Annotated in this window: 22 protein-coding genes; 5 read left to right on the top strand and 17 right to left on the bottom strand. The window is 68.9% G+C overall.

Features of this window, described 5'->3' with window-relative positions:
• Nucleotides 1–372: 372 nt before the first annotated feature.
• From AB0I19_RS06590 to AB0I19_RS06580, 3 genes are all read right to left on the bottom strand, one after another.
• Nucleotides 373–2,646: a polyribonucleotide nucleotidyltransferase gene (locus tag AB0I19_RS06590; protein ID WP_357145398.1), complete on the bottom strand. Its 2,274-nt coding sequence runs from the start codon at nt 2,644–2,646 to the stop codon at nt 373–375.
• 392 nt (nt 2,647–3,038) lie between these two features.
• Nucleotides 3,039–3,308 carry a 30S ribosomal protein S15 gene (gene rpsO / locus AB0I19_RS06585; protein WP_067492627.1) on the bottom strand — a complete coding sequence of 90 codons (270 nt, stop codon included), beginning with the start codon at nt 3,306–3,308 and terminating at the stop codon, nt 3,039–3,041.
• A gap of 126 nt (nt 3,309–3,434) precedes the next feature.
• Nucleotides 3,435–4,403 (bottom strand): bifunctional riboflavin kinase/FAD synthetase, encoded by a 969-nt coding sequence (locus tag AB0I19_RS06580; RefSeq protein WP_357145395.1) that lies wholly within the window; start codon nt 4,401–4,403, stop codon nt 3,435–3,437.
• Nucleotides 4,404–4,492: 89 nt separating this feature from the next.
• On the opposite strand from AB0I19_RS06580, the gene AB0I19_RS06575 reads away from it, so the two are divergent.
• Nucleotides 4,493–5,221 carry a metal-dependent transcriptional regulator gene (locus AB0I19_RS06575; protein WP_067636417.1) on the top strand — a complete coding sequence of 243 codons (729 nt, stop codon included), beginning with the start codon at nt 4,493–4,495 and terminating at the stop codon, nt 5,219–5,221.
• On the opposite strand, the gene AB0I19_RS06570 is transcribed toward AB0I19_RS06575, so the two are convergent.
• Nucleotides 5,222–5,914, bottom strand: coding sequence for a hypothetical protein (locus tag AB0I19_RS06570; RefSeq protein ID WP_357145392.1), 693 nt, complete (start codon nt 5,912–5,914; stop codon nt 5,222–5,224).
• Between the two features lie 276 nt (nt 5,915–6,190).
• Nucleotides 6,191–6,883 (bottom strand): TetR/AcrR family transcriptional regulator C-terminal ligand-binding domain-containing protein, encoded by a 693-nt coding sequence (locus tag AB0I19_RS06565; protein ID WP_357145389.1) that lies wholly within the window; start codon nt 6,881–6,883, stop codon nt 6,191–6,193.
• On the opposite strand from AB0I19_RS06565, the gene AB0I19_RS06560 reads away from it, so the two are divergent.
• On the top strand, nt 6,864–7,286 hold the full coding sequence (locus AB0I19_RS06560) for a nitroreductase/quinone reductase family protein (protein ID WP_357145386.1): 423 nt from the start codon (nt 6,864–6,866) through the stop codon (nt 7,284–7,286). The two genes, AB0I19_RS06565 and AB0I19_RS06560, sit on opposite strands and share 20 nt — an antisense overlap.
• 25 nt (nt 7,287–7,311) lie before the next feature.
• On the opposite strand, the gene truB is transcribed toward AB0I19_RS06560, so the two are convergent.
• The 3 genes from truB to AB0I19_RS06545 form a co-directional block, all read right to left on the bottom strand.
• Complete coding sequence (gene truB, locus AB0I19_RS06555) at nt 7,312–8,238, bottom strand: tRNA pseudouridine(55) synthase TruB (protein ID WP_357145383.1); 927 nt, start codon at nt 8,236–8,238, stop codon at nt 7,312–7,314.
• Nucleotides 8,238–8,909, bottom strand: a complete 672-nt coding sequence (gene npt, locus AB0I19_RS06550) for a 4'-phosphopantetheinyl transferase Npt (RefSeq protein ID WP_357145381.1) — start codon at nt 8,907–8,909, stop codon at nt 8,238–8,240. The genes truB and npt overlap by 1 nt, the downstream gene beginning before the upstream one ends.
• Nucleotides 8,910–9,067: 158 nt before the next feature.
• Nucleotides 9,068–10,024 (bottom strand): metallophosphoesterase, encoded by a 957-nt coding sequence (locus tag AB0I19_RS06545; protein WP_357145378.1) that lies wholly within the window; start codon nt 10,022–10,024, stop codon nt 9,068–9,070.
• Nucleotides 10,025–10,175: 151 nt separating this feature from the next.
• Here AB0I19_RS06545 and AB0I19_RS06540 point away from each other — a divergent pair, with 151 nt between their 5' ends.
• On the top strand, nt 10,176–11,066 hold the full coding sequence (locus AB0I19_RS06540; RefSeq protein ID WP_357145375.1) for a TerD family protein: 891 nt from the start codon (nt 10,176–10,178) through the stop codon (nt 11,064–11,066).
• A gap of 35 nt (nt 11,067–11,101) precedes the next feature.
• On the opposite strand, the gene AB0I19_RS06535 is transcribed toward AB0I19_RS06540, so the two are convergent.
• From AB0I19_RS06535 to rimP, 9 genes are all read right to left on the bottom strand, one after another.
• Entirely contained in the window at nt 11,102–12,238 is a 1,137-nt protein-coding gene (locus AB0I19_RS06535; RefSeq protein WP_357145372.1) for a lipase family protein, read from the bottom strand.
• Between the two features lie 138 nt (nt 12,239–12,376).
• Nucleotides 12,377–13,729 carry an MATE family efflux transporter gene (locus AB0I19_RS06530; protein WP_357145370.1) on the bottom strand — a complete coding sequence of 451 codons (1,353 nt, stop codon included), beginning with the start codon at nt 13,727–13,729 and terminating at the stop codon, nt 12,377–12,379.
• 360 nt (nt 13,730–14,089) lie between these two features.
• Entirely contained in the window at nt 14,090–15,088 is a 999-nt protein-coding gene (locus tag AB0I19_RS06525; RefSeq protein WP_357145367.1) for a bifunctional oligoribonuclease/PAP phosphatase NrnA, read from the bottom strand.
• Nucleotides 15,089–15,097: 9 nt separating this feature from the next.
• Complete coding sequence (gene rbfA, locus AB0I19_RS06520) at nt 15,098–15,544, bottom strand: 30S ribosome-binding factor RbfA (protein WP_357145364.1); 447 nt, start codon at nt 15,542–15,544, stop codon at nt 15,098–15,100.
• 54 nt (nt 15,545–15,598) lie between these two features.
• The gene (locus AB0I19_RS06515; RefSeq protein WP_067492601.1) at nt 15,599–15,892 is read right to left on the bottom strand and encodes a DUF503 domain-containing protein; all 294 of its coding nucleotides are present in this window, start codon (nt 15,890–15,892) and stop codon (nt 15,599–15,601) included.
• 89 nt (nt 15,893–15,981) lie between these two features.
• Entirely contained in the window at nt 15,982–18,957 is a 2,976-nt protein-coding gene (infB, locus tag AB0I19_RS06510) for a translation initiation factor IF-2 (protein ID WP_357145361.1), read from the bottom strand.
• Between the two features lie 108 nt (nt 18,958–19,065).
• Nucleotides 19,066–19,398 carry a YlxR family protein gene (locus AB0I19_RS06505; protein WP_084456574.1) on the bottom strand — a complete coding sequence of 111 codons (333 nt, stop codon included), beginning with the start codon at nt 19,396–19,398 and terminating at the stop codon, nt 19,066–19,068.
• Nucleotides 19,399–19,468: 70 nt separating this feature from the next.
• The gene (gene nusA / locus AB0I19_RS06500) at nt 19,469–20,497 is read right to left on the bottom strand and encodes a transcription termination factor NusA (protein ID WP_067636432.1); all 1,029 of its coding nucleotides are present in this window, start codon (nt 20,495–20,497) and stop codon (nt 19,469–19,471) included.
• The gene (rimP, locus tag AB0I19_RS06495) at nt 20,494–21,123 is read right to left on the bottom strand and encodes a ribosome maturation factor RimP (RefSeq protein WP_357145358.1); all 630 of its coding nucleotides are present in this window, start codon (nt 21,121–21,123) and stop codon (nt 20,494–20,496) included. Before rimP ends, nusA begins: the two co-directional genes overlap by 4 nt.
• 181 nt (nt 21,124–21,304) lie before the next feature.
• On the opposite strand from rimP, the gene AB0I19_RS06490 reads away from it, so the two are divergent.
• Nucleotides 21,305–22,273 (top strand): hypothetical protein, encoded by a 969-nt coding sequence (locus tag AB0I19_RS06490; protein ID WP_357145355.1) that lies wholly within the window; start codon nt 21,305–21,307, stop codon nt 22,271–22,273.
• Entirely contained in the window at nt 22,270–22,701 is a 432-nt protein-coding gene (locus AB0I19_RS06485; protein ID WP_357145352.1) for a ferritin-like domain-containing protein, read from the top strand. Before AB0I19_RS06490 ends, AB0I19_RS06485 begins: the two co-directional genes overlap by 4 nt.
• The last annotated feature ends 93 nt before the right edge of the window (nt 22,702–22,794 follow it).

The raw sequence follows: 22,794 nt of genomic DNA, 5'->3' as shown, positions 1-22,794 counted from the left end.
CAATGACTCGGTTATCTCCCGACCTCCATCGTCAACCCCGACACCCGACACACGCGCCCGTAGACGACTGAAGCGTATTCGTTTCGATAATAAACCGGACCAGATTCCGTCAAAATCTCGTACTCGGGAGTAATTCACCAGAACGCGACGGCGACGGGCAACCCGGCCGCACACGCCGAACGGGCAGCCGACTGCCCGGTGCACCCACGGGCTACGTCACTGCTGCCGCCACAGATTCGTACTGTGTCAAGACACACTAGGTGAGCCAACGTTGCATCACCGTTGCATCCGAGTGATTCACGCCACTACACCCCGAACACGACGAAGCCCCCCGCCATCGTGCTCGGCGGGGGGCTTACGCGGTGAGTGGAGTTACTCGGCGGCGGAGTCCTCGGAGTCGGCCGACTCGGCGGGCGCGGCGGCCTCGTCCTCGACCGGGACCAGCGAGATCTTGCCGCGGTTGTCGATATCGGCGATCTCCACACGCAGCTTGTCGCCGACGTTGACCACGTCCTCGACCTTGGCCACGCGCTTGCCGTTGCCCAGCTTGGAGATGTGCACCAGACCGTCGCGGCCCGGCAGCAGCGAGACGAACGCGCCGAAGGCGGTGGTCTTCACGACCGTGCCGAGGAAGCGCTCGCCCACCTTGGGCAGCTGCGGGTTGGCGATGGCGTTGATCATGTCGATCGCGGCCTGGGCCGACGGACCGTCGGTCGCACCGACGAACACGGTGCCGTCGTCCTCGATGGAGATGTTGGCGCCGGTTTCCTCGGTGATCTGGTTGATCATCTTGCCCTTGGGGCCGATGACCTCACCGATCTTGTCGACCGGGATCTTGATCGCGGTGACGCGCGGGGCGTACGGGCTCATCTCGTCCGGGGTGGCGATGGCCTCGGCCATCACGTCCAGGATGGTGGTGCGGGCGTCGTGCGCCTGGTTCAGCGCACCGGCCAGCACCTGCGAGGGGATGCCGTCGAGCTTGGTGTCCAGCTGCAGGGCGGTGACGAAGTCACGGGTACCGGCAACCTTGAAGTCCATGTCGCCGAAGGCATCCTCGGCGCCGAGGATGTCGGTGAGGGCCACGTAGCGGACCTCGTCGACACCCTGGTCGTTGGTGATGGTGTCCGACACCAGGCCCATGGCGATACCCGCGACGGGCGCCTTCAGCGGCACACCGGCGTTGAGCAGCGACAGGGTCGAGGCACACACCGAACCCATCGAGGTGGAGCCGTTGGAGCCGAGCGCCTCCGAGACCTGACGGATGGCGTAGGGGAACTCCTCCTGCGAGGGCAGCACCGGCATCAGCGCGCGCTCGGCCAGGGCGCCGTGGCCGATCTCGCGACGCTTCGGCGAACCGACGCGACCGGTCTCACCGGTGGAGAACGGCGGGAAGTTGTAGTGGTGCATGTAGCGCTTGGAGGTCTCCGGGCCGAGCGAGTCGACCTGCTGGGCCATCTTCACCATGTCGAGGGTGGTGACGCCCATGATCTGGGTCTCGCCACGCTCGAACAGCGCCGAACCGTGGGCGCGCGGGATCACGTCGACCTCGGCGGACAGCTCACGGATGTCGGCCAGACCGCGACCGTCGATGCGGAAGCCGTCGGTCAGGATGCGCTGGCGGACCAGCTTCTTGGTGACCGAGCGGAACGCGGCACCCAGCTCCTTCTCACGACCGGCGAAGTCCTCACCCAGACGCGACAGCACCTCGACCTTGATCTCATCGATCTTGGCTTCGCGGGCCTGCTTGTCGGCGATGCTCAGCGCCTGGTTCAGCTCGATCTTCGAGGTGCCCTCGACAGCCTCGAACACGTCGGGGCCGTACGGCGGGAAGAGCGGGAACTCCTGGGTGGGCTTGGCGGCCAGCGCGGCCAGGTCGGCCTGGGCGCGGACCAGGCGCGCGATGAACGGCTTGGCGGCTTCCAGACCCTCGGCGACCACGGCCTCGGTCGGCGCCTGCGCACCGTCGGCGATCAGGTCGATCACCTTGTCGGTGGCCTCGGCCTCGACCATCATGATGGCGACGTCACCGGTCTCGGTGACACGACCGGCGACGACCATGTCGAACACGGCGCCCTCGAGCTGCTCGACGGTCGGGAACGCGACCCACTGGCCGCTGATCAGGGCCACACGCACGCCACCGATCGGACCCGAGAACGGGATGCCCGACAGCTGGGTGGACGCCGAGGCGCCGTTGATGGCCAGCACGTCGTAGAGATCCTGGGGGTCGAGGCTCAGCACGGTGACCACGACCTGGATCTCGTTGCGCAGACCGTCGATGAAGGTCGGGCGCAGCGGACGGTCGATCAGGCGGCAGGTCAGGATCGCGTCGGTGGAGGGACGGCCCTCGCGACGGAAGAACGAGCCGGGGATGCGGCCCGCGGCGTACATGCGCTCTTCGACGTCGACCGTCAGCGGGAAGAAGTCGAACTGGTCCTTGGGGTGCTTACCGGCGGTGGTCGCCGACAGCAGCATGGTCTCGTCGTCCAGGTAGGCGACGACGGAGCCGGCGGCCTGCTTGGCCAGACGGCCGGTCTCGAAGCGGATGGTGCGGGTGCCGAAGCTACCGTTGTCGATCAGCGCGACCGATTCGAAAACACCGGGCTCTACCTCGACCGCAGTCGATGCACGTTCAGTTGTCTGCGTCATATTTCTCTCTCGACCTCTCGTCTCGCCGATTCGCGCGGCCGATGCCAGGCGTACTCGCCTGATGGGCGCGAACCAGCTTTTCGTCAGCCGTACCGGACACGGACACGCGACAACCCTCCTGGCTGTCACGCGCAGCACCCGGCCGTATCCCCTTGGAAGCGGCGACGCGGTGGCGGTCATCGATCGAAGCCCGACGGCGGTAGAACATCGCCTGCCGAAAGGCCACTACCGAAGACCGACGCCACGTGGACGGATGCACACGGCTGTCACATGTTGTAGTGCACCCGGAAACCCCATGGTCTCCGAATACACGAATAGCCAACAGAAAGAAGTGTACTTCTTCCTGTTGGCTACTCGCCGACCGCCTCAGCGTGGAGGCGTGTCGTAGCAGATCAGCGGCGCAGGCCGAGACGCTCGATGAGCGAACGGTAGCGGTTGATGTCCTTGGCCTGCAGGTACTTCGACAGGCGACGACGACGACCGATCAGGGCCAGCAGGCCGTGGCGGGTGTGGTGATCGTGCTTGTGCTGCTTGAGGTGCTCGGTCAGGTCCGAGATCCGCTTCGACAGCAGCGCGATCTGCGCCTCCGGCGAACCGGTGTCCTTCTCGTGCAGGCCGTACTCGGCCAGGATGGCCGACTTCTGCTCAGTGGTCAGCGCCATGTGGCTCGACTCCTATTTTTCAGTTCCGCGCTCGAATGTCCGGTCACCCGGGATGGGCGCCACCGCGGACCGCAGCAAACCCGAGGAGCCACCTTACACCGCCGCTGGTGAGCGGTTGAATCCGCCTCAGACCTCGGCGGCGGTGAGCACCTTGCGGGCGGCCTCGACGTCGCGGCCCATGGCCTCGACCAGCTCGTCGATGGACTCGAACTTGCGCATCCCGCGCAACTGTTCGACGAAGTCGACCGCCACGTGCTGGCCGTACAGATCGGCCTCACCGTCGAGGACATAGGCCTCGACCGTGCGCGACCGTCCCGAGAAGGTGGGGTTGGTGCCCACCGAGATCGCCGCCATCGCCCGCTCGCCCGCCTCGACCGTGCCGATCGTCGGACCGGCGCCGAGCACGGTGAACCAGCCCGCGTACACGCCGTCGGCGGGGATCGCGGCGTGCATCGGCGGGGCGACGTTGGCGGTCGGGAAACCGAGTCCACGTCCACGACCGTCGCCGTGCACGACCACGCCCTCCACGCGGTGCGGGCGGCCGAGGGCCTCGGCGGCCGCGGCCATATCGCCCGCGTCGACGCAAGCGCGGATGTAGGTGGACGAGAAGGTGACGGCGTGCTCACCGAGCAGTGTCACCCCGTCGACCTCGAAACCGAAACGCGCACCGAGTTCACGCATGGTGTCGACGGTGCCCGCGGCCTTCTTGCCGAAGGTGAAGTTGTCGCCGACCACCACCTCGGTGACGTGCAACCGCTCCACGAGCAGGTCGTGCACGTAACCGGCGGGGGTGAGCTTCATGAATTCCTGGGTGAACGGCATCACGCAGAACACGTCGATGCCGAGTTCCTCGGCCAGTTCGGCCCGCCGGGTGAGGGTGGTGAGCTGGGCCGGATGCGAACCAGGGCGCACCACTTCCATCGGGTGCGGGTCGAACGTCATCAGGACCGCGGGCACGCCACGCTTTTTCGCCGCGGCCACCGCACGGCTGATGAGCTGCGCGTGTCCACGATGTACCCCGTCGAACACGCCGATCGTGAGGACGCAACGTCCCCAGTCCGCGGGCACGTCGTCGAGACTTCGCCATCTCTGCACAGAGCGAAGCCTACGCAAAGCGGTGCGCGAACAGAATTCCGGTGTGATGCGATCGTGGCCGGTTCGCCGATGTGTGATTCGGGCCAGGGATGCCTAACATTGACAACGTGCCAGGTAAACGAGAGGCCGGACTCGAGGTCACCGCTACGATCGCGCCCGAGCTGTCGGCGGTGGCACAGGACTATCTGAAGGTCATCTGGACCGCGCAGGAGTGGTCGCAGGAGAAGGTGTCCACCAAGCTGCTCGCCGAGCGCATCGGCGTGTCGGCCTCGACGGTGTCGGAGGCGGTGCGCAAGCTCGCCGACCAGGGCCTGGTCGAGCACGCCCGCTACGGCGCGATCACGTTGACCGACCACGGCCGTCGCGCCGCCGTGGCCATGGTGCGCCGCCACCGCCTCATCGAGACCTTCCTGGTGAACGAACTCGGCTACGGCTGGGACGAGGTGCACGACGAGGCCGAGGTCCTCGAGCACGCGGTGTCGGAACTGCTGGTGTCGCGCATCGACGCGAAACTCGGCCACCCCGACCGTGATCCACACGGCGACCCCATCCCCTCGGTCGACGGCGCCGTCCCCACACCCCCGGCCCGCCGCCTCAGCGACTTCGCCGCGGGCGAATCCGGTCGCGTCGCCCGCATCTCCGACTCCGACCCCGAGATGCTGCGCTACTTCGACTCCGTCGGCATCGCCCTCGACACCCCCATCGAGGTAGCCGAACGCCGCGACTTCGCCGGCACCATCGCCGTCCGCATCGCCACCGCCGACTCCCCCACCGAACTGGGCACCCTCGCGGCCGAAGCCATCTGGCTGACCGCCTGATCAGCAGGTGAAGTAGGGACGGAGCCGGGCCGGGACGCCGTCGGATTCGGCGGTGGCCCAGCAGGTTTCGTGGGGGAACAGGACGTAGGTGGTCCAGGTGCCGTCGACGCGGCGGATGATGCGCTGGTTGTCGCCCGGGGTGGCGAAGCGGATGACGGCCCAGGTTCCGTCGCAGTCGATGACGGCGGCGTTGTCGAGCATGCCGAGGTCGGCGGAGATGCCGTCGGGGTGGCAGGGGCCCGCGGTGTCCTGGAAGCGCAGCAGGCCGTCGACGGTTGATCCGGCGGTGGTGAGGAAGGCCGAATGCATGCCCTCCGGAACAGGATTCGTCCCGGCGGGGGCGGTCATGCCGAAGTAGTAGCAGCCCACCGGCACGGTGAAGACGGCGCGGCCGTCGCCGTCGGTCACGGCGTCGAGCCGCTGGGTCTCGGTGGTCTCGCCCACCGGGATGTCGTGGGCTGCCGGATCACACGGTTCCTGACGCGAAAGATGCACCGGCACATCAGGAACCGCGACACCCGACACTGTTTCGGTGCGCAGCACGATGGTTCCCGTCGCCGGTGTCGGCGGCGGACTCGGCCGAGCCGCCGTCGTACGCGTGGCAGGCCCTCCCGTGGTCGCCTCGACCGGACCCACAGTGATCGCCGCATCGGGCGGTGTCGCCACCGGAGGCTGAGCCAGAGTGGACGGCACGCGCGAAGGGTTCACCACCCGAGGCTCGTCGGACGCACATCCGGCAAGCAGGACCACCGCCCCTGCGACAACGCCGATCAAGGCTTTCCGTACCGCACCCATGGTCCACCTCTACGACGCCGTCGGCTATATACCGAGGCTATCGAGCAAGGTCGTCGACCCGTTAGCCCTCGTCCAGAGGCCATGACACAGCCGAAATCAGTCACCGGGCCCTGCGGCGCAAGACCGTGACCCGGTCGGGGCGTCGAACGACCGTGCGATCCCGCGCACGCGTGACTAATCAGCGGCGCATTCGGCCAAGGTGGCAGCGAGTTGGGCTGCCAGTTCAGCGGTCAGCGGTGCGCGGCGCACACCCAACCGATACCAGAGCACCCCGAATGCCTGATCGATCAGAAGTTCCGTATCGGTACCGTCGGCGAGTTCGCCGCGAACGCGGGCACGGTCGAAGATGCGGCGCAAGGCGGCGCGGCGGGTCTCGGCGAAGTCGGTGAGCAGCCGGGACGTCTCCGGATCACGTTGTGCGTCAGCAAGAATCGCACACAGTAGATGGTGAGCGGGTGGCGTCGACGCGGCGGCGAAGGTCGCGCGCAGAAACGTGTCGAGGTCCTCCGAGAGCGTTGCACCGGACGGTTCGGGAACTTCGGCACCCGCCCACGCGCTCAGTGCGTCGAGCAGCAACACCCCGCGAGAGGGCCACCAACGGTAGATCGTCTGCTTGCCCACACCCGCCGCCGCGGCGATCTCGGTCATCGTGATGTCGGTGCCGTCGGCGGCGGCAAGCAGAGCAGGCACGGCATCCAGAATCGCCTGCCGCGCCGCGTCATTGCGCTTGCGACCGGTGTGCACGCGACAGGGTTTCGAGACCACATCGAGGATTCTACCGTTGACGGAACGCACAGTCTCGACAACACTCTTGTCTAGACATTCCGTCTCGACAAAGTAGGCAAACATGACGTATTCGCAGGTCAAGCGACGCATCGTCACATGGGTTCACCGCTACCTCGCCAACCCGTTGGCGAAACCACTGGTCGGCCGCATTCCGGGCAACGCACTACTGGAGACAACCGGCCGTCGCTCAGGACTGGCCAGGCGCACGCCGATCGGTGGACGTCTCGTCGGCTCGACGTTCTGGATGGTCAGCGATCACGGCCGCGACTCGGCCTACGTCCGCAATATCGATGCCGACCCCCGTGTACGCCTCCAGCTACGTTCCCGCTGGTACACCGGGACAGCTCGACCGCTCCCCGACGACGACGCGCGCGCCCGGCTGCGGCAGTTGCCCCGGATCAACAGTGCGATGGTTCGCCTGCTCGGTACGAATCTGCTCACCATCCGGATCGACCTGGACTCCACCGGCGAGACCGTTCGCTGACCCTTCTCCGCGAACAGCGCCGAAATCAGTCGCCGATGCCCTGGGGGCGGACGACCATGACCGAGGCGGCGCGTTTACCGCTCTCCTCGAGGAGGGCGATGGCCCGGCCGGTCGGGTCGATGGCCGCGTAGACGCCCTTGATGCCGACAGGTTCGAGCCAGCGCCCGTTGCGCAGGTCGATCGCCTGGGCTTCGTCGATGTCGCGGTGCGGGAAGGCGGTGCGGACGGCGGTGTCGATGTCGAGGCTGAGCAGCGGTTGCTCGGCTTCGGCCGCGGCGGCCAGTTCGTCCAGGGTGCGGGCGTGTTCGAGGGTGAAGGGGCCGACCCTGGTGCGGCGCAGCGCGGTGAGGTGGCCGCCGACGCCGAGGGCGGCGCCGAGGTCGCGGGCGAGGGCGCGGATGTAGGTGCCCGAGGAGCAGTCGACCTCCACGTCGAGGTCGACGAAGTCGCCGGATTCACGACGGGCGAGGACGTCGAAGCGGGAGACGGTCACCGGGCGGGCGGCCAGTTGTACGTCTTCGCCCGCACGGGCGCGGGCGTAGGCGCGTTCGCCGTCGATCTTGATGGCGCTGACGGTCGCCGGCACCTGCTGGATGTCGCCGGTGAGCGCGGCGACCCCGGCGGCGATGCCGGCGTCGGTGACGTGCAGTGCGGGTGTCGTCGAGGCCACCTCGCCTTCGGCGTCGTCGGTGATCGTCGACTGACCGAGGCGGATCGTCGCGGTGTACGCCTTGGAGGTGAGGATCAACTGACCGAGCAGTTTCGTCGCCCGCTCGACGCCGAGCACCAGCACCCCGGTCGCCATCGGATCGAGGGTGCCGGCATGGCCGACCTTCTTGGTGCGCAACAGTTTCCGGCTGCGCGCCACCACGTCGTGACTGGTCCAGCCGCCGTCCTTGTCCACGATCACCAACCCGCCGAGCGGGTCGACGGCCGGAGTACGCGCTGCCATCAGCCGTGCGCGATCGCGGTCAGGATCAGCCCGTCGGCGATCATCCAACGTCCGTCGAACGTGGTCAGCGGGATTCCGCCGTCGGTGGTGAGACCGGGGACGAGCAGCTTGGTGTGGAACGTCCCGGTGGCGGAATCGGCTGTGCGGGAATCGATCTCGAAGGTGATGTGGGCGTCCTCGAAACCGAGCCAGCGCAGGGTCAGCGGGAACCAGGCCTTGTAGGTCGCCTCCTTGGCACAGAACAGCAACCGGTCCAGGTGCAGCCCGTCATCGGGGGTGCCCGCGAGCCACTCGCGTTCGGCGGGCAGGCTCACCGAGTCGAGCACACCCTCGGGCAGCGGACCGTGCGGCTCGGCGTCGATACCGACCGAACGGAACCGCAGCGCATGCGCGAGCGCGGCGGCACGGTACCCGTCGCAATGGGTGAGGCTGCCGACGACACCGCGCGGGAACAGCGGCATACCGCGCTCACCCTTGCCGATCGCGACCGGCGGCTCACCGAGTTCCTCGAGCGCCACTCGCGCGCAATGCCGGGCACCGATGAAATCGCGACGACGCTTCTCCACCGACTTCGCGATGAGGTGCTCTTCGGCGGGATGCGCCTTCAGGTCCTCCGGGTACGCCAGCAGTTCCGAGGTAGCAACCCCCCACGGCAACAGTTTCTCAAGCACGCCCGCCTCCCCGAGTCTCACGGCCAGACCGGGGTGGTGGACCGGCATGTTCGGCGGCTGGCGGGACGGAGGCGGCGAGTGCGCCCGTACCCGATGAGTTACCCATGTGCATCACCAAATCAGTGGCGGACCTTCTAAGCAAATCCGAACTCCCCGGTTCAGATGCCCCGACGGCGGTCGGCCTTCGCACGCATCTCCTCTGCCGCCGCTTCCATCTCCGGGGTGACGGTGAAGTGGCCACCCCACGCGTTGAGGTCGCCCTCGGCGTAGACCGGTTCGGGCAGGATCTGGCGCAGCAGGGGGTCGGGCATGCCGCGACGCTTCCATTCGCGCGGGTAGCCGAGCGACACCTCTTCGAAGCGGACACCGTCGTAATGGGTGGTGCGCGGGATGTGGAGGTGGCCGTACACCGAGCAGACCACGTTGTAGCTGGTGTGCCAGTCGGCGGTGAGGTCGGTGCCGCACCACAGGGAGAACTCGGGGTAGAAGAGGATGTCGGTGGGCTGACGGACCAGCGGGAAGTGGTTGATCATCACCAGCGGGGTGTCCGGCGCCAGGGCGTCGAGGCGGCGCTGGGTGTACTGCACGCGGGCGTGGCACCAGGCGTCGCGGGTGAGGTACGGGTCCGGGTGGAGCAGGAATTCGTCGGTGGCGACCACATTGCGTTCCCGTGCCACCGCGAGCGCCTCGGCCTTGGTGCCGGTTCCGGCGGGCCGCCACGAGTAGTCGTAGAGCAGGAACATCGGGGCGAGCGTGACGCTGCCGCCGAACTTCTCCGCACCCGGCCCGTTCCACACCGGGAACGGGTCCTCCGGGGTGAGGACATCGAGGTCACGGCACATCGCCACCAGGTAGTCGTAGCGGGCGGCGCCGTGCATCTGCACCGGGTCCTTGGGCGTGGTCCACAGTTCGTGGTTGCCCGGCACCCAGATCACCTTGGCGAAGCGGCCGCGCAGCAGCTCCAGCGCCCACCGCACCTCCTCGGCCTTCTCCCCCACGTCACCGGCGACGATCAGCCAGTCCTCCGGCGAGTCGGGCCGGATCTGCTCGACGATCGGCTTGTTGCCCTGGTGCCCCACGTGCACATCGCTGACCGCCCACAACTTCGGATTCACCTGTCCACAGTGACACATCGGCCCTCGACCGGCCCATCCCCGTCGGTCACGGGCGTCCGGGTTCTTCGGAACACAGCCTGCCGACGCCGCGCACAAGGGTTAGGCTTTTCGCACATGGCGTTGTGCCACAAGAGCTTCGGGGGATCTGGTGTTGTTGGCAAAAGGGGGCAACTGTGTGCTGTCCGGCGGGCGTGTCGAGGTCCGGGTCGGTGTGGTCGACGGCCCGCCGCCGCGCGTGCTGGCGGTAGGTCTCGACGCCAACGGTCGCCTGCGCGACGGCCGCGACCTGGTGGTTCCTGGCGCGGACCCTTCTGCTGACGGTGCCGTCGAAGTCACGGAGGGGTCGGTGCGAATCGATCCCGCCTTGGTCGACGCCGGTATCGCGCGGGTCGTCGTCGCCGCGGCCACGGGCAGGCAAGGGTTCGCGGGCAGCCAGGTGCGCAGCGTCGTGCGCGGCGAGGGCGAGGAGTTCGTCGCGGTGAGCAGCGGCTTCACGGCCGAGACACTGGTCAGGACGGTGGAGCTCTACCGTCATCAGGGCCGGTGGAAACTTCGCCACCTCGGTGACGGCTACGCAGACGGGATCACCGGTCTCGCGCGCGACATCGGGCTCGAGCTACCACCGACGCCGCAGGCGAATCCGTTGACGCCGACGCCGCGGGCAGAGCCGATGCCGCCGAGACCGCAGGCCGAGCCGATGCCCCCGATGCCGCCCGTCCCGGCCGCTCGTGCATCGGCCGCCGCCGAGAAATCGACTCCGGCGATGCGGGTGATGGGTTTCGTGATCGGTATCGCGATCATGGTGTTCTTCGGCGGTATCGCCTTCATGGGCATGAGCGAGGACGATTCCGGCGTCCGCTGCGGCACCGAGGTCATGGACGCCGACGACATCTGCGTCACCAACAACTCGGCCCGCCACAACCGCGACGAACAGGAAGACATCAACGAGCGAGGCGACATATTCGGCTTCCTCTGCTTGGTCCCGCTCGCGCTGGTCGGAGGCGCCATCGCCGTGGGCTCACTGATGAAAGACCCCGACTAGCTCTCGCGGCCCGCCGGTTCACCCGGCGGGACCGGTCAGGCCAGCAATTCGTCGACGAAGTCGAGCACACGATCACGCGATTCCACGACGATCTCCTCGTGGCCGCCCGGGTACTGGGCGAACTCCACGTCGGTACCCGCCGCCCGCATGCGCGACAGCAGTGCGAGGGTCATCGGCAGCGGGACGACCGTGTCGGTGGCACCGTGCGCGATGAGGATCGGCTGCCGGTAACCGACGGTCGGCACCACCATGTAGTCGCGCAGGGCCGCGCCGATGCCGCCCTCGGTGATCGGCCGGGCCAGCAGCGACCCGAGCGAGGCGGTGCCCGCCGCACGGTCGAACTCGCGCACACAGCTGGTCGAGATCGCGTCGACCACCTGGCGGCCTCGCTCGGTGAGCGCGCCGTTCACGTCGAGGTCCGGGCGGGCGGCGCGCAACCCGGCGAGCATGCCCGCGAACGGGCCGACCAGCCGGTCGACGACCGGAAGGTTCGGGACGCCGGGGCCCAGCCGGGACAGGATTTCTTCGAAATGGGATTCCGGTGCCAAGGCCACGGTCCCCCGGAAGTCGAGTTCGGGGGCGTAATCGGCGGCGAGGTTGCCGGTGGCCAGCGCGGCGTGCCCGCCCTGGGAACCACCGACCACAGCCCAGCTGCGCGACAGGTCGGGCTCGGCTGCCTGGGCTGCGCGCACCAGGTCGATGGTCGCGGTCGCCTCGGTGCGAGTGTGCAGGTAGGGGTGCACGGTGTCGGCCCCGGCCGAAAGCCCCAGATAGTCGGGAGCGACCACGGCCCAGCCACGGTCGAGGAACGACTGCAGCAGCGAATGCTCGTGCGCCGCCTTGGAAGTGGTGAGCCCACAGTGCGGCGCGAGGCCACTCGTGCCGTGGTCCCAGGCGACGACCGGATATCCGCCATCCGGGGCGGGTGTGTCCGGAAGCAACAGCAGCCCTGCCGAATTCGTGGTGCCGCCGGTGACAGCCTCGGTGCTGTATTCGACGATCGAGGCCCGCGACCATTCGCCCCACCCGGCGGGCTGAGCGGTGTGCGATACCAGCCGACCCGGTGTCTCGGGTGCCGCCTGTGCCGTCGCGGGCAGCCCAACGACCACCGCGACCAGTACGAAGACCACCGCGAGGATCACCCGCCCGGTCTTCGAAATCCACTCGTGCACTCCGGTTTCGCCTTCCATGTCTGGTCCAGGTCGTCCACCCGACGGTAGGTCATCGGCGACGAACCGGCACTACCCACATTTCCGCCGACGAACCGAATTCCGCTCGAAACGCCCGACCCGGCTCGACTGATGGGACAGCTAGGCGGCTTCGCGTGGGAGTTCGGCGCCGACCTTGGCCCAGCGTCCGGATCGGGCACGGGCGACGACTGCGAGGAGCCGGGCGAGCATGAAGACGACCAAGCCGGTCCAGATTCCCGCGACGCCCCAGTCGAAGACCAGGGACAACCAGATCAGGGGCAGGAATCCGCCGAGGGCCGCCGCCAGGGTGGCAGTGCGCAGGAAGGCCGCGTCGCCCGCGCCGAGGAGGACACCGTCGAGGCCGAAGACGACGCCCGCGACCGGGATCATGGCGACGAAGAACCACCAGATCACATGGGTCCGGTCGAGCACTGCCGCGTCGTCGGTGAACAGCAGGGGCAGCACGCCGGCACCGGCGGCGAAGATTCCGGCGAGGACCAGTCCGAATATCCCCGACCAGGTGGTGACGCGCCGGGCGATGCCCTTCGCACCCCGCGCGTTGCCCGCGCCGAGCGCCGCACCGACCAGGGTCTGGGCGGCGATGGCCAGCGAATCCAGCGTCAGTGCGAGGAAATTCCACAGTTGCAGCACCAGTTGGTGGGCGGCGACCGAGGCGGCGCCGAAGCGGGCCGCGACGGCGGCGGCCGAGACGAAACACACCTGGAACGACAGACTGCGCACGATGAGGTCGCGGCCGAGGACCAGTTGGGCGCGCATCACCGACGGGCGTGGTCGCAACGAAACCCGTTCCCGCAGCAGGGCGTAACCGAACAGTGCACCCGAGACCGTTTGGCCGACGAGGTTGGCCACCGCCGATCCGGCCAGCTCCATCCGTGGCGCGCCGAGTAATCCGTACACCAGAACCGGACACAGCACAGCTGAAAGAGCCAGGCCGGCAACGACATACAGCAGTGGACGCCGAACGTCCTGCACCCCACGCATCCACCCGTTGCCCGCCATGGACAGCAGGATCAACGGCACTCCGAAGAGCGCGATCCGCACCCAGGTGAGCGCTTCGTCGGCGATTGCCCCACCGCCGGCGAGCACCGAACACAGTGGGCCCGCGAACAGCTGGATCACCGCGAGGATCACGATGCCGATCCCGAGGCCGACCCAACTGGCCTGCACACCCTCTTCGACCGCCCCCGCGCGGTCGCCTGCACCGTTGCGCCGAGCCGCCCGCGCCGTCGTCCCGTAGGACAGGAACGTCAACTGCGTGCTCACCGTCCCCAGGATCACCCCGCCGACGGCGAGCCCGGCCAACGCCAGTGCACCGAGCCGCCCGACCACCGCGATATCGAACAGCAGATACAGGGGTTCCGCGACCAGCACACCGAGCGTCGGCACCGCTATGCCGAGAATCCGCCGGGGCCCGGCGTTCTCGATCATCGCGTCGTCATCGTTGGACACCATCGACCCCACACCAACCTCCCACCACCCGCATCCGATCCGCCGATACTGGCACAGACCACCGACAAGTCGGCGCGACACCGAGAGCCTGTCGAGACCGCTGGAGGCGGCAGCCGCCAGGCAGGACAACAGCCGAGCCCGACCGCAGAGCTGTGCCCGGCGGAATCCCCACGCCTTTCATCGGCGCCATCACCGAATCGGATGAGCGCGCAGCCGCCCGCCGCGCAGAGGCTGAGTCCTGAAACGCCCGTCAGCGCACCCGGCCGCTCGTGCGTCCATCCCGGCCGCCCCTCGCGGCGACTGGCCGCCTGATCCCGTCATGAAATCGACAGCCTCGACGCCGTCGACCACAACACCAGTGCGTCAGGAGAGCTCGTCCACCAACGCGCGCACCACGGACTCGGCGCTCCCATAAGTCGTATACCCGGCCGCGAACCGATGTCCCCCGCCGCCGAACCGGCTCGCGATCGCGGCCACGTCGACACCGTCGGAAACACCGGGGGCCGAGTCGCGGGAGCGCAGCGAGACCGTCCAGCGATCGTTCTGCCCGCGCGCCTCCTTGAAGACCACGGCGATCCCCGCTTCGGCGGTCGTGCGGATGACGTCGATGACGCTCTCCACTTCCTCGGGCCCCACCTCGTGCGTGTCGGCGGCCCGGACCAGCGCGTACACCAGCCCGACGCCCGCCGCACCGGGCACGACCACCGCCGAGGACAACACCTTCGACAGCATCGGTAACCACGTGAAGGGGTGGGTATCGAGCAGGGAACGGGTGATTTCGGAACCGTCGATGCCGGTGGCGAGCAGCCGCTCGGCCAACGCGTGGCTGCCCGGCCTGGCCCAGCGGAACGAACCGGTGTCGGTGACCAGGCCCGCGAACAGGCAGTGCGCGATGGCGGCGTCGATCGGCACGCCCCACGCGTCGAGCAGGCGGGTGACCAGCTCGGTGGTCGAGGCCGCCGTCTCGTCGATCAGATCCACCGTGCCGAAACCGTCGTTGGCGCGGTGATGGTCGATCACCAGAGTCCTTGCCGCACCGGATAATCGGTCGGCGAGCGCACCGAGGCGGCTGCGGGCACCGCAGTCGACGACTACAAGCAGGTCCACCTCGTGCGGAACCTGCGCGGGCGCGACGAGATGCTGCCCGCCGGGCAGGGTACGCAGCGAGGCGGGCAGTTCGGCCGGTTCGGCGAACGAGACGCACACCGGCACGCCGCGGCGGTCGAGAGCCAGCGCCAAGGCCAGCCCGCTGCCGACCGTGTCGGCATCGGGCTGCACATGGCACAGGACGGTCACCGAACGGGCGGCCGCCAGCAACGCGACGGCGGCACCCAGTTCGGTCCCGTCCCGGACACTGGTCACGCGGGTGCCCTACTCGTCCTCGTCGTCGCGTTCGGACTTGTACGGGTCTGCGTCACCGGCGTGCTTGGCGTTGGCGGCCACCTTGGCCACCTCGTCGTCGATGGCGCGAGCCCTGGCCAGCAGCTCTTCCATCTCGCGCGCCGCGTCGGGCACCTTGTCCAGGCTGAACGCCAGGATCGGGGTGAACTTCACGCCCGTCCCCGCGCCGACCTTGGACCGCAGTACCCCCTTGGCCGCGTCGAGACCTGCGGCGGCCGCCGCGTAATCGGGTTCGGCGTCGAGCGTCTCGCCCATCACCGTGTAGTAAATCGTCGCCTCGCGCAGGTCGCCGGTCACCTTGGCGTCGGTGACGGTGACGAACCGCAGCCGCGGATCCTTGATCTCGTACTCGATCGCGGTGGCCACGATCGCGGAAATCCGCTTGGCGAGTCGGCGAGCCCTGGCTTGATCCACCATGGGGACACTCCTCTCCTAGGCAGGCACCGGGCTGTGACACCCGAGCCCCGCCTGTCAGTCTTCGGGTCCGAAGATCCGGCGGCGTACTGCCAGCAACTCTATCTCCGGACGCGCGGCAACGTGCCGCTCACATTTGTCGAGCACCTCGTTGAGATGTCCCGTTTCCGCACTGACCATGGCCACCCCGAGCAGCGCACGGCGGTGCAGGTCCTGATCACCGGCCTCGGCGGCATTCACGGCGAAGCGTTTCTGCAGCTCGGCGAGGATCGGCCGGATGACCGACCGCTTCTCCTTGAGCGAATGCACGTCACCGAGCAGTAGATCGAATTCGAGCGCACCGATGTACAGCGGTGCTCACCTCCTGGTAGATGGTTTGCACGCATGACCACACGCCGCACCCGAGGATTCGGATGCGGCGTGTGGAACGGTGTGCGTTATCAGTCGCGCGGCTTCTCGCGCAGCTCGTACGCCTCGATGATGTCGCCGTCCTTGATGTCGCTGTAGGTCACGGTCATACCGCACTCGAAACCTTCGCGCACCTCGGTGGCGTCGTCCTTCTCCCGCTTGAGCGAGGAGATGGTCATCGTCTCGGCGATCACCCGGCCGTCACGGATCAGGCGCGCCTTGGCGTTGCGCTTGACCGAACCGCTGGTGACCATGCAGCCGGCGATGTTGCCGACCTTCGACGAACGGAAGATCGCGCGGATCTCCGCCCGGCCCAGCTCGACCTCTTCGTAGATCGGCTTGAGCATGCCCTTGAGGGCCTTCTCGATCTCGTCGATGGCCTGGTAGATCACCGAGTAGTACCGGATGTCGACGCCCTCGCGGTTGGCCAGCTCGGTGGCCTTGCCTTCCGCACGGACGTTGAAGCCGATGATGATCGCGTTCGAGGCCGACGCCAGGTTGACGTTGGTCTCGGTGACGCCACCGACACCGCGGTCGATGACGCGCAGGCGCACCTCGTCGTCGATCTCGATACCGAGCAGGGCCTCTTCGAGGGCCTCGACGGTACCGGAGTTGTCGCCCTTGAGGATCAGGTTGAGCTCCGAAGTCTCCTTCAGGGCGGCATCCAGATCTTCCAGGCTGATCCGCTTGCGGCTGCGTGCGGCGAGCGCGTTGCGCTTGCGTGCGTTGCGGCGGTCGGCGATCTGGCGGGCGATGCGGTCTTCCTCGACCACGATCAGGTTGTCACCGGCGCCGGGCACCGAGGTGAAACCGATGACCTGCACCGGGCGCGACGGGAGCGCCGCGTGGACGTCCTCGCCGTGCTCGTCGACCATGCGGCGTACGCGACCGTAGGCGTCGCCCGCCACGATCGAGTCGCCGACACGCAGGGTGCCGCGCTGGATGAGCACGGTGGCCACCGGGCCACGGCCGCGGTCGAGGTGCGCCTCGATGGCGACACCCTGAGCGTCCATGTCCGGGTTGGCCCGCAGGTCGAGCGAGGCATCCGCGGTCAGCAGCACCGCTTCGAGCAGCGCGTCGATGTTGGTGCCCTGCTTGGCCGAGATGTCGACGAACATGGTGTCGCCACCGTATTCCTCGGTCACCAGGCCGTATTCGGTCAGCTGCTGCCGGATCTTGTCCGGGTTCGCGCCTTCCTTGTCGATCTTGTTGACCGCCACGACGATCGGCACGTCGGCCGCCTGGGCGTGGTTGATCGCTTCCACCGTCTGCGGCATGACGCCGTCGTCGGCCGCGACCACGAGGATCGCGATGTCGGTGGCCTTCGCACCACGGGCACGCATGGCGGTGAACGCCTCGTGACCCGGGGTGTCGATGAAGGTGATGAGGCGCTCTTCCTCGTTCAGGTTCGTCAGCACCTGGTAGGCACCGATGTGCTGGGTGATGCCACCGGCCTCGCCCTCACGGACGTTGGCCTTACGGATCGTGTCCAGCAGTCGGGTCTTACCGTGGTCGACGTGACCCATCACGGTCACCACCGGCGGACGCTGCTCGAGGTCTTCCTCGGTGCCCGCGTCCTCGCCGTAGGTGAGGTCGAACGACTCGAGGAGCTCGCGATCCTCGTCCTCGGGGCTGACGACGTGGACGACGTAGTTCATCTCGCTGCCGAGCAGCTCGAGGGTCTCGTCGTTCACCGACTGGGTCGCGGTGACCATCTCGCCGAGGTTGAACAGGGCCTGCACGAGAGCGGCCGGGTTCGCGTCGATCTTCTCGGCGAAGTCCGACAGCGAGGCGCCACGAGCGAGACGGATGATTTCGCCGTTGCCACGGGGCAGACGCACGCCGCCGACGGCGGGAGCCTGCATGTTCTCGTACTCGGCGCGCTTCGCCCGCTTCGACTTGCGGCCACGGCGAACCGCGCCACCGGGACGACCGAAGGCGCCTGCGGCACCACCACGGCCACCGGGACCACCGGGACGACCGCCGCCGCCACCGGGGCGACCACGGAAACCACCGGCCGCGGGTGCACCGGCACCGGGAGCGCCGGGGGCACCGCCACCGCCACCGCGGTAGCCGCCACCGCCGCCACCACCGGGACGGCCTGCGCCGCCACCGGGGGCGCCGCCGGGACGACCCGGACGGCCACCGGCCGCGGGGCCGGGACGTGCGGAACGAGCGGGCATGGCGCCGGGGTTCGGACGCGGCGGCATCGAGCCCGGGTTGGGGCGCGGACCACCGGGACGCGGGGCACCGCCCTGCGCGGCGGCCGGACGCGGACCACCCTGACCCTGACCGGGGCGGGGACCACCCTGACCGGGAGCCGGACGCGGGCCACCCTGACCGGGAGCCGGACGGGGACCGCCCTGACCCGGCGTCGGGCGAGGACCGCCCTGCGGGGCGGGACGCGGCGCCGGACGCTCACGATCGGGAGCGGAGCTGAACGGGTTGTTGCCGACCCGGGGGGTCTTCGGGCCGGGCTTCGGGCCGGGACCGGCCGGACGCGGGGCCTGAGCACCCGGTGCGGGGGTACCGGGACGCGGCTGCTGCGGCGCCTGACCGGCCTGACCCGGGCGCGGGGCGCCGGGGGTCGGACGCGGGCCGGGAGCCGGTGCGTTGGCCGGCTTGGCCGGTGCGCTCTGCGTGGCGGCGGGCGTCGGCTTGGCGGCCGGAGCCGGCTTCACCTCGGGCGCCGGAGCCGGAGCGGGTGCGGGAGTCGCGGCGGCGGCGGGCGCCGGAGCCGGACGCGGGCCCGGACGGGGACCACCGGGGGTGGGCTTGGCGGCCGGACGGGCCGCCGACGACGGACCCGGACGGGCCGCCGGCTTCGCGTCGGCCGCCGGAGCGGACTTCGACGCGAGTGATTCGCGCAGACGACGTGCGACGGGTGCTTCCACCGTCGAGGACGCCGACTTCACGAACTCGCCTTGCTCCTTGAGCTTCGCGAGTAGTTCCTTGCTTGTGACACCGAGTTCCTTAGCCAACTCGTGCACGCGGGCCTTGCCTGCCACTGCTCTCCTCACTGAGAGGTCGAGCAGTGACGCCGCCTAGGTAAGGCGGGCCCGCACGACCTCGGGTTATCTCCGATGGACGTTCATCGTTGGTGCTTCACGGTGTGCTCATGAGTGCTCGTGCCTGTTCTCGAGGTACTGCTCCAGGGCTGAGATATCCAGATTTCCGGACACTCGTAGGGCTCTGCCGAATGCTCGGCGCCGCTCTGCGGAACGCAGACAAGCTGAGACGGGGTGCAACCAGGCACCCCGTCCGGGAAGTCTGCGCCGCGGGTCGGGAACGATGACCACGGGGGCGGCGGCAGTAGCACTGCCCGCCTCCCTTGGCTGCGTCACGATCCGCAACAGGTCGGCAGACGGCTCGCGCTGACGGCATCCGATACAGGTTCGAACGGATTGCGCGGGCCGGTCCTTCACCCACTCTACCGGTGACCCGGTCATAACGACGAACCCCTCCCCTTCCGAAGTTATCAACCTGTCATCCGCCGGCCGATATTCCGACGTGTCCGCGTCAACTACGGTGCGCCTGCGGCCGTGCCGAGTCGTCGGTCTCCGGCGCGGCGTCGCTGCGGATATCGATGCGCCAGCCCGTCAGGCGGGCAGCCAGGCGGGCATTCTGCCCCTCCTTGCCGATGGCGAGGGAGAGCTGGAAATCAGGCACGATCACCCGCGCGGCGCGCGCCTCGGGGTCGACGACAGTGACCGATACCACTTTCGACGGCGAGAGCGCATTACCGACGAAGGTCGCCGGATCCTCGGCGTAATCGATGATGTCGATCTTCTCGCCCGCCAGTTCGCTCATCACGTTGCGCACGCGCTGCCCCATCGGGCCGATACAGGCGCCCTTGGCGTTCACGCCGGGCACGGTCGAGCGGACCGCGATCTTGGAGCGGTGTCCCGACTCGCGGGCCACCGCGACGATCTCGACGGAACCGTCGGCGATCTCGGGCACCTCCAGCGAGAACAGCCGCCGCACCAGGTTGGGGTGGGTGCGCGAGAGCTGGATCTGCGGACCACGCGGGCCACGCGACACACCGTAGACGTAGCACTTGATGCGGTCGCCGTGCTCGTAGGTCTCGCCGGGCACCTGCTCGGCGGGCGGGATCAGGCCCTCGGCGCCGTTGGCCTCGCTGCCGATGCGAACCACGACGATGCCGCGCGCGTTGGCCCTGGCGTCGCGCTGGACGACGCCGCCGACGATGTCGCCCTCGTGGGTGGAGAACTCGCCGAAGGACTTCTCGTTCTCGGCGTCACGCAGCCGCTGCAGCACCACCTGGCGGGCGGTGGTCGCGGCGATGCGGCCGAAACCCTCAGGGGTGTCGTCCCATTCGGAGACGAGGTTGCCGTCGGCGTCGAGTTCGCGCGCCATCACCCGGACCACGCCGGTCTTCTGGTTGATGTCGATGTAGGCGTTGGGCTGGTGCCCCTCGGTGTGCCGGTAGGCGGTGAGCAGCGCCGACTCGATCGCCGAGATCACGGTCTCGATCGGGATGCCCTTGTCGGCGACGATCGCGCGCAAGGCTTCGATTTCGATGTTCATTCCGCAACCCCTTCGGTGGGAGTGTCACTGTGTTGGCCTGCTGCGGCGAGGTCGGCGGGTTCGTCGCCCGGGACGGGGCGGCCCGCGGCGATTCCACCGGCGAGTTCGAGTTCGGCGGCGCCGGGTGCGTTGAATTCGACCTGGACGACCGCGGTGGCGATGTCGGCGAGGGGCACGTGCACCCGGTGCGGCTTGTTCCTGCCGCCGAGCACGAGCGCGATGGTGCCGTCGTCGGCGAGCCGACCGACGCGCGCCTCGAACTTCTTCTTGCCCTCGACGGGTTCGGCGCCGTCGGTCAGGCCGACCTTCACCTTGCGGCCCTGGGCGCGGCGCCAGTGCCGGTCGGTGGTCAACGGCCGGTCGACGCCGGGGGTGGTCACTTCGAGCAGGTAGGCGGATTCGCCGAAATCACCTGCCGCGTCGAGCGACTCGGACATCTCGCGGCTCAGGTCGGCGATGGCGTCGAGGTCGGCGGGACCGTCGCTGTCCACGGTGACCTTCACCCGAACCGGAGCCAGTTCGTCCTTGCCCGCGGCCGCGATCGCGACGCCCTCGAGGTCGAAACCCCGGCGTGCGACGAGCTCAGCGACGAGCTGGCTCACCCTTTCCTCGGTGGGCATCGGCATATGGGCGGCTCCTGGTTCAGTTGTGACGCGATCGGAAATTTCTACGCCGAAGGTCTAGCGTAACGCGCCACGAGAGTGTAAAGGACCAGCCACCGGGCGGCGCGCACCGGTCCGTGTCGGCGTGCCAGGCGCGATCGCCGCGTGGCGAACCGTCGCCGCGAGATCTGGCACGATGGTCCACGTGCATCACCGCCATACCGTCCCGCCGAGTGCCGGGCGACCTTCCGGCATGCGCCACGACCACCGCGATTCCCTCCCGCCGACCAGCGGGTTCGCGCGTGAAGTCGTGCGGTCGGCCACCGCCTCGGCCGTCGCGACGACTGCCGAATTCGCCGTCGCGCCGAGCACCCACACTGCCGCGCAGACTGCCAAGCACCCGCAGTCGCCGACCACCGACGCCGTGCCGCACGCGAAGTCGGCACAGCACGCTGCCACGCCGACTGCCAACGTCGCCGTGCCGCACGCGAAGTCGACAGAGCACGCTATCCAACACCCGAAGTCGCCGACCGCCAACACCGCTATACCGCACTCGAAGTCGACGGAGTGTGTTGCCGCGCCGGGTGCCAGGCACGCGAAGTCGACGGAGTTCTCACCCGCACCGGCCGCCGGAAGTGCCGCGCGCACCTGGCGTCGGCGGACGGTGCTGAGGCTGGTCGGAGCAGGCGCTGTCACGGTGCCCGCGGTCGCCGTCCTGGCGTCGTGCGCCGAGGACGACACCGTGCACGCGCCGGATTCCCTTGCCGCACACGAGGTTCTGGCCCGAGCAGATGCCGCCGCCGCGACGGCCGCGATCGCGCTGGCACCGCAGGCGCAGGCCGCGCTGACGACCGTCGCCACCGAACGCACCGCCCACGCCGACGCACTGCGCGCCGAGATCGACCGGGTGATCGGGGTCTACGGCGACGGAACCACCCCTGTGCACCGCACCGGCGTCGTCACCGTGCCGGGGTCCGACGGTGCGCCGGTGCCGGCCGCCGATCTGGTCTCGGCGGCGCAGCAGCCGATCAGCGTCGAACAGTTGCGTGCTCGGTTGCAGCATTCCCAGCAGGCCGCAGCGACCCTGGCCCGCACCGAATCCGGTTACCGCGCAGGGCTTCTGGCCTCGATCAGCGCGGCCTGTGCCACCGAGGCGGGAGTTCTGCTGTCATGACCGGTCAACGTGAAGCGCTGCAACGCGCCCTCGACACCGAGTACGCGGCCGTGTACTCCTACGGCCTGATCGCCGCCTACGCCAACAGCGATCGGTCGCGCCTGGTCGCGGAGTTCAGTGCCGCGCACCGCGCCCGCCGGGACGCGACGATCGAACTGCTCGAAGCCGGTGGCTCCGCGCCGGAGGCACCCGATGCCGCCTACAATCCGCCGTTCCCGGTCGACGACCCGATCCCGGCCGCACATCTGGCCGTAGCGGTCGAATCCGATTGCGCCGCAGCGTGGTACGCCGTGGTCGAACAGGCCACCGAGGAGGCCGTCAGGGCCGGCGCCGTCGAAGCGCTCACCGAAGCGGCGGCGCGCCGAGCCCGGTGGCAGGCGATCCTGGGCACGAACCCGGTCACCGTCAGCTTCCCGGGACGGACATAGCCCGAAGGCCGCCCGCCCGGCAACGCCATGCCCGCCCGTTGGCAGTGCCGGCGGGCGACGAGCCGTCGAGGGAGCCTCGATGGCCGCCCCGTG

The organism is Nocardia sp. NPDC050413, from assembly GCF_040655475.1.
Taxonomy (GTDB): Bacteria; Actinomycetota; Actinomycetes; order Mycobacteriales; family Mycobacteriaceae; genus Nocardia; species Nocardia coubleae.
Note: the sequence above shows the minus strand (reverse complement) of the source record. Positions and strands in the feature narration are given on the sequence as shown.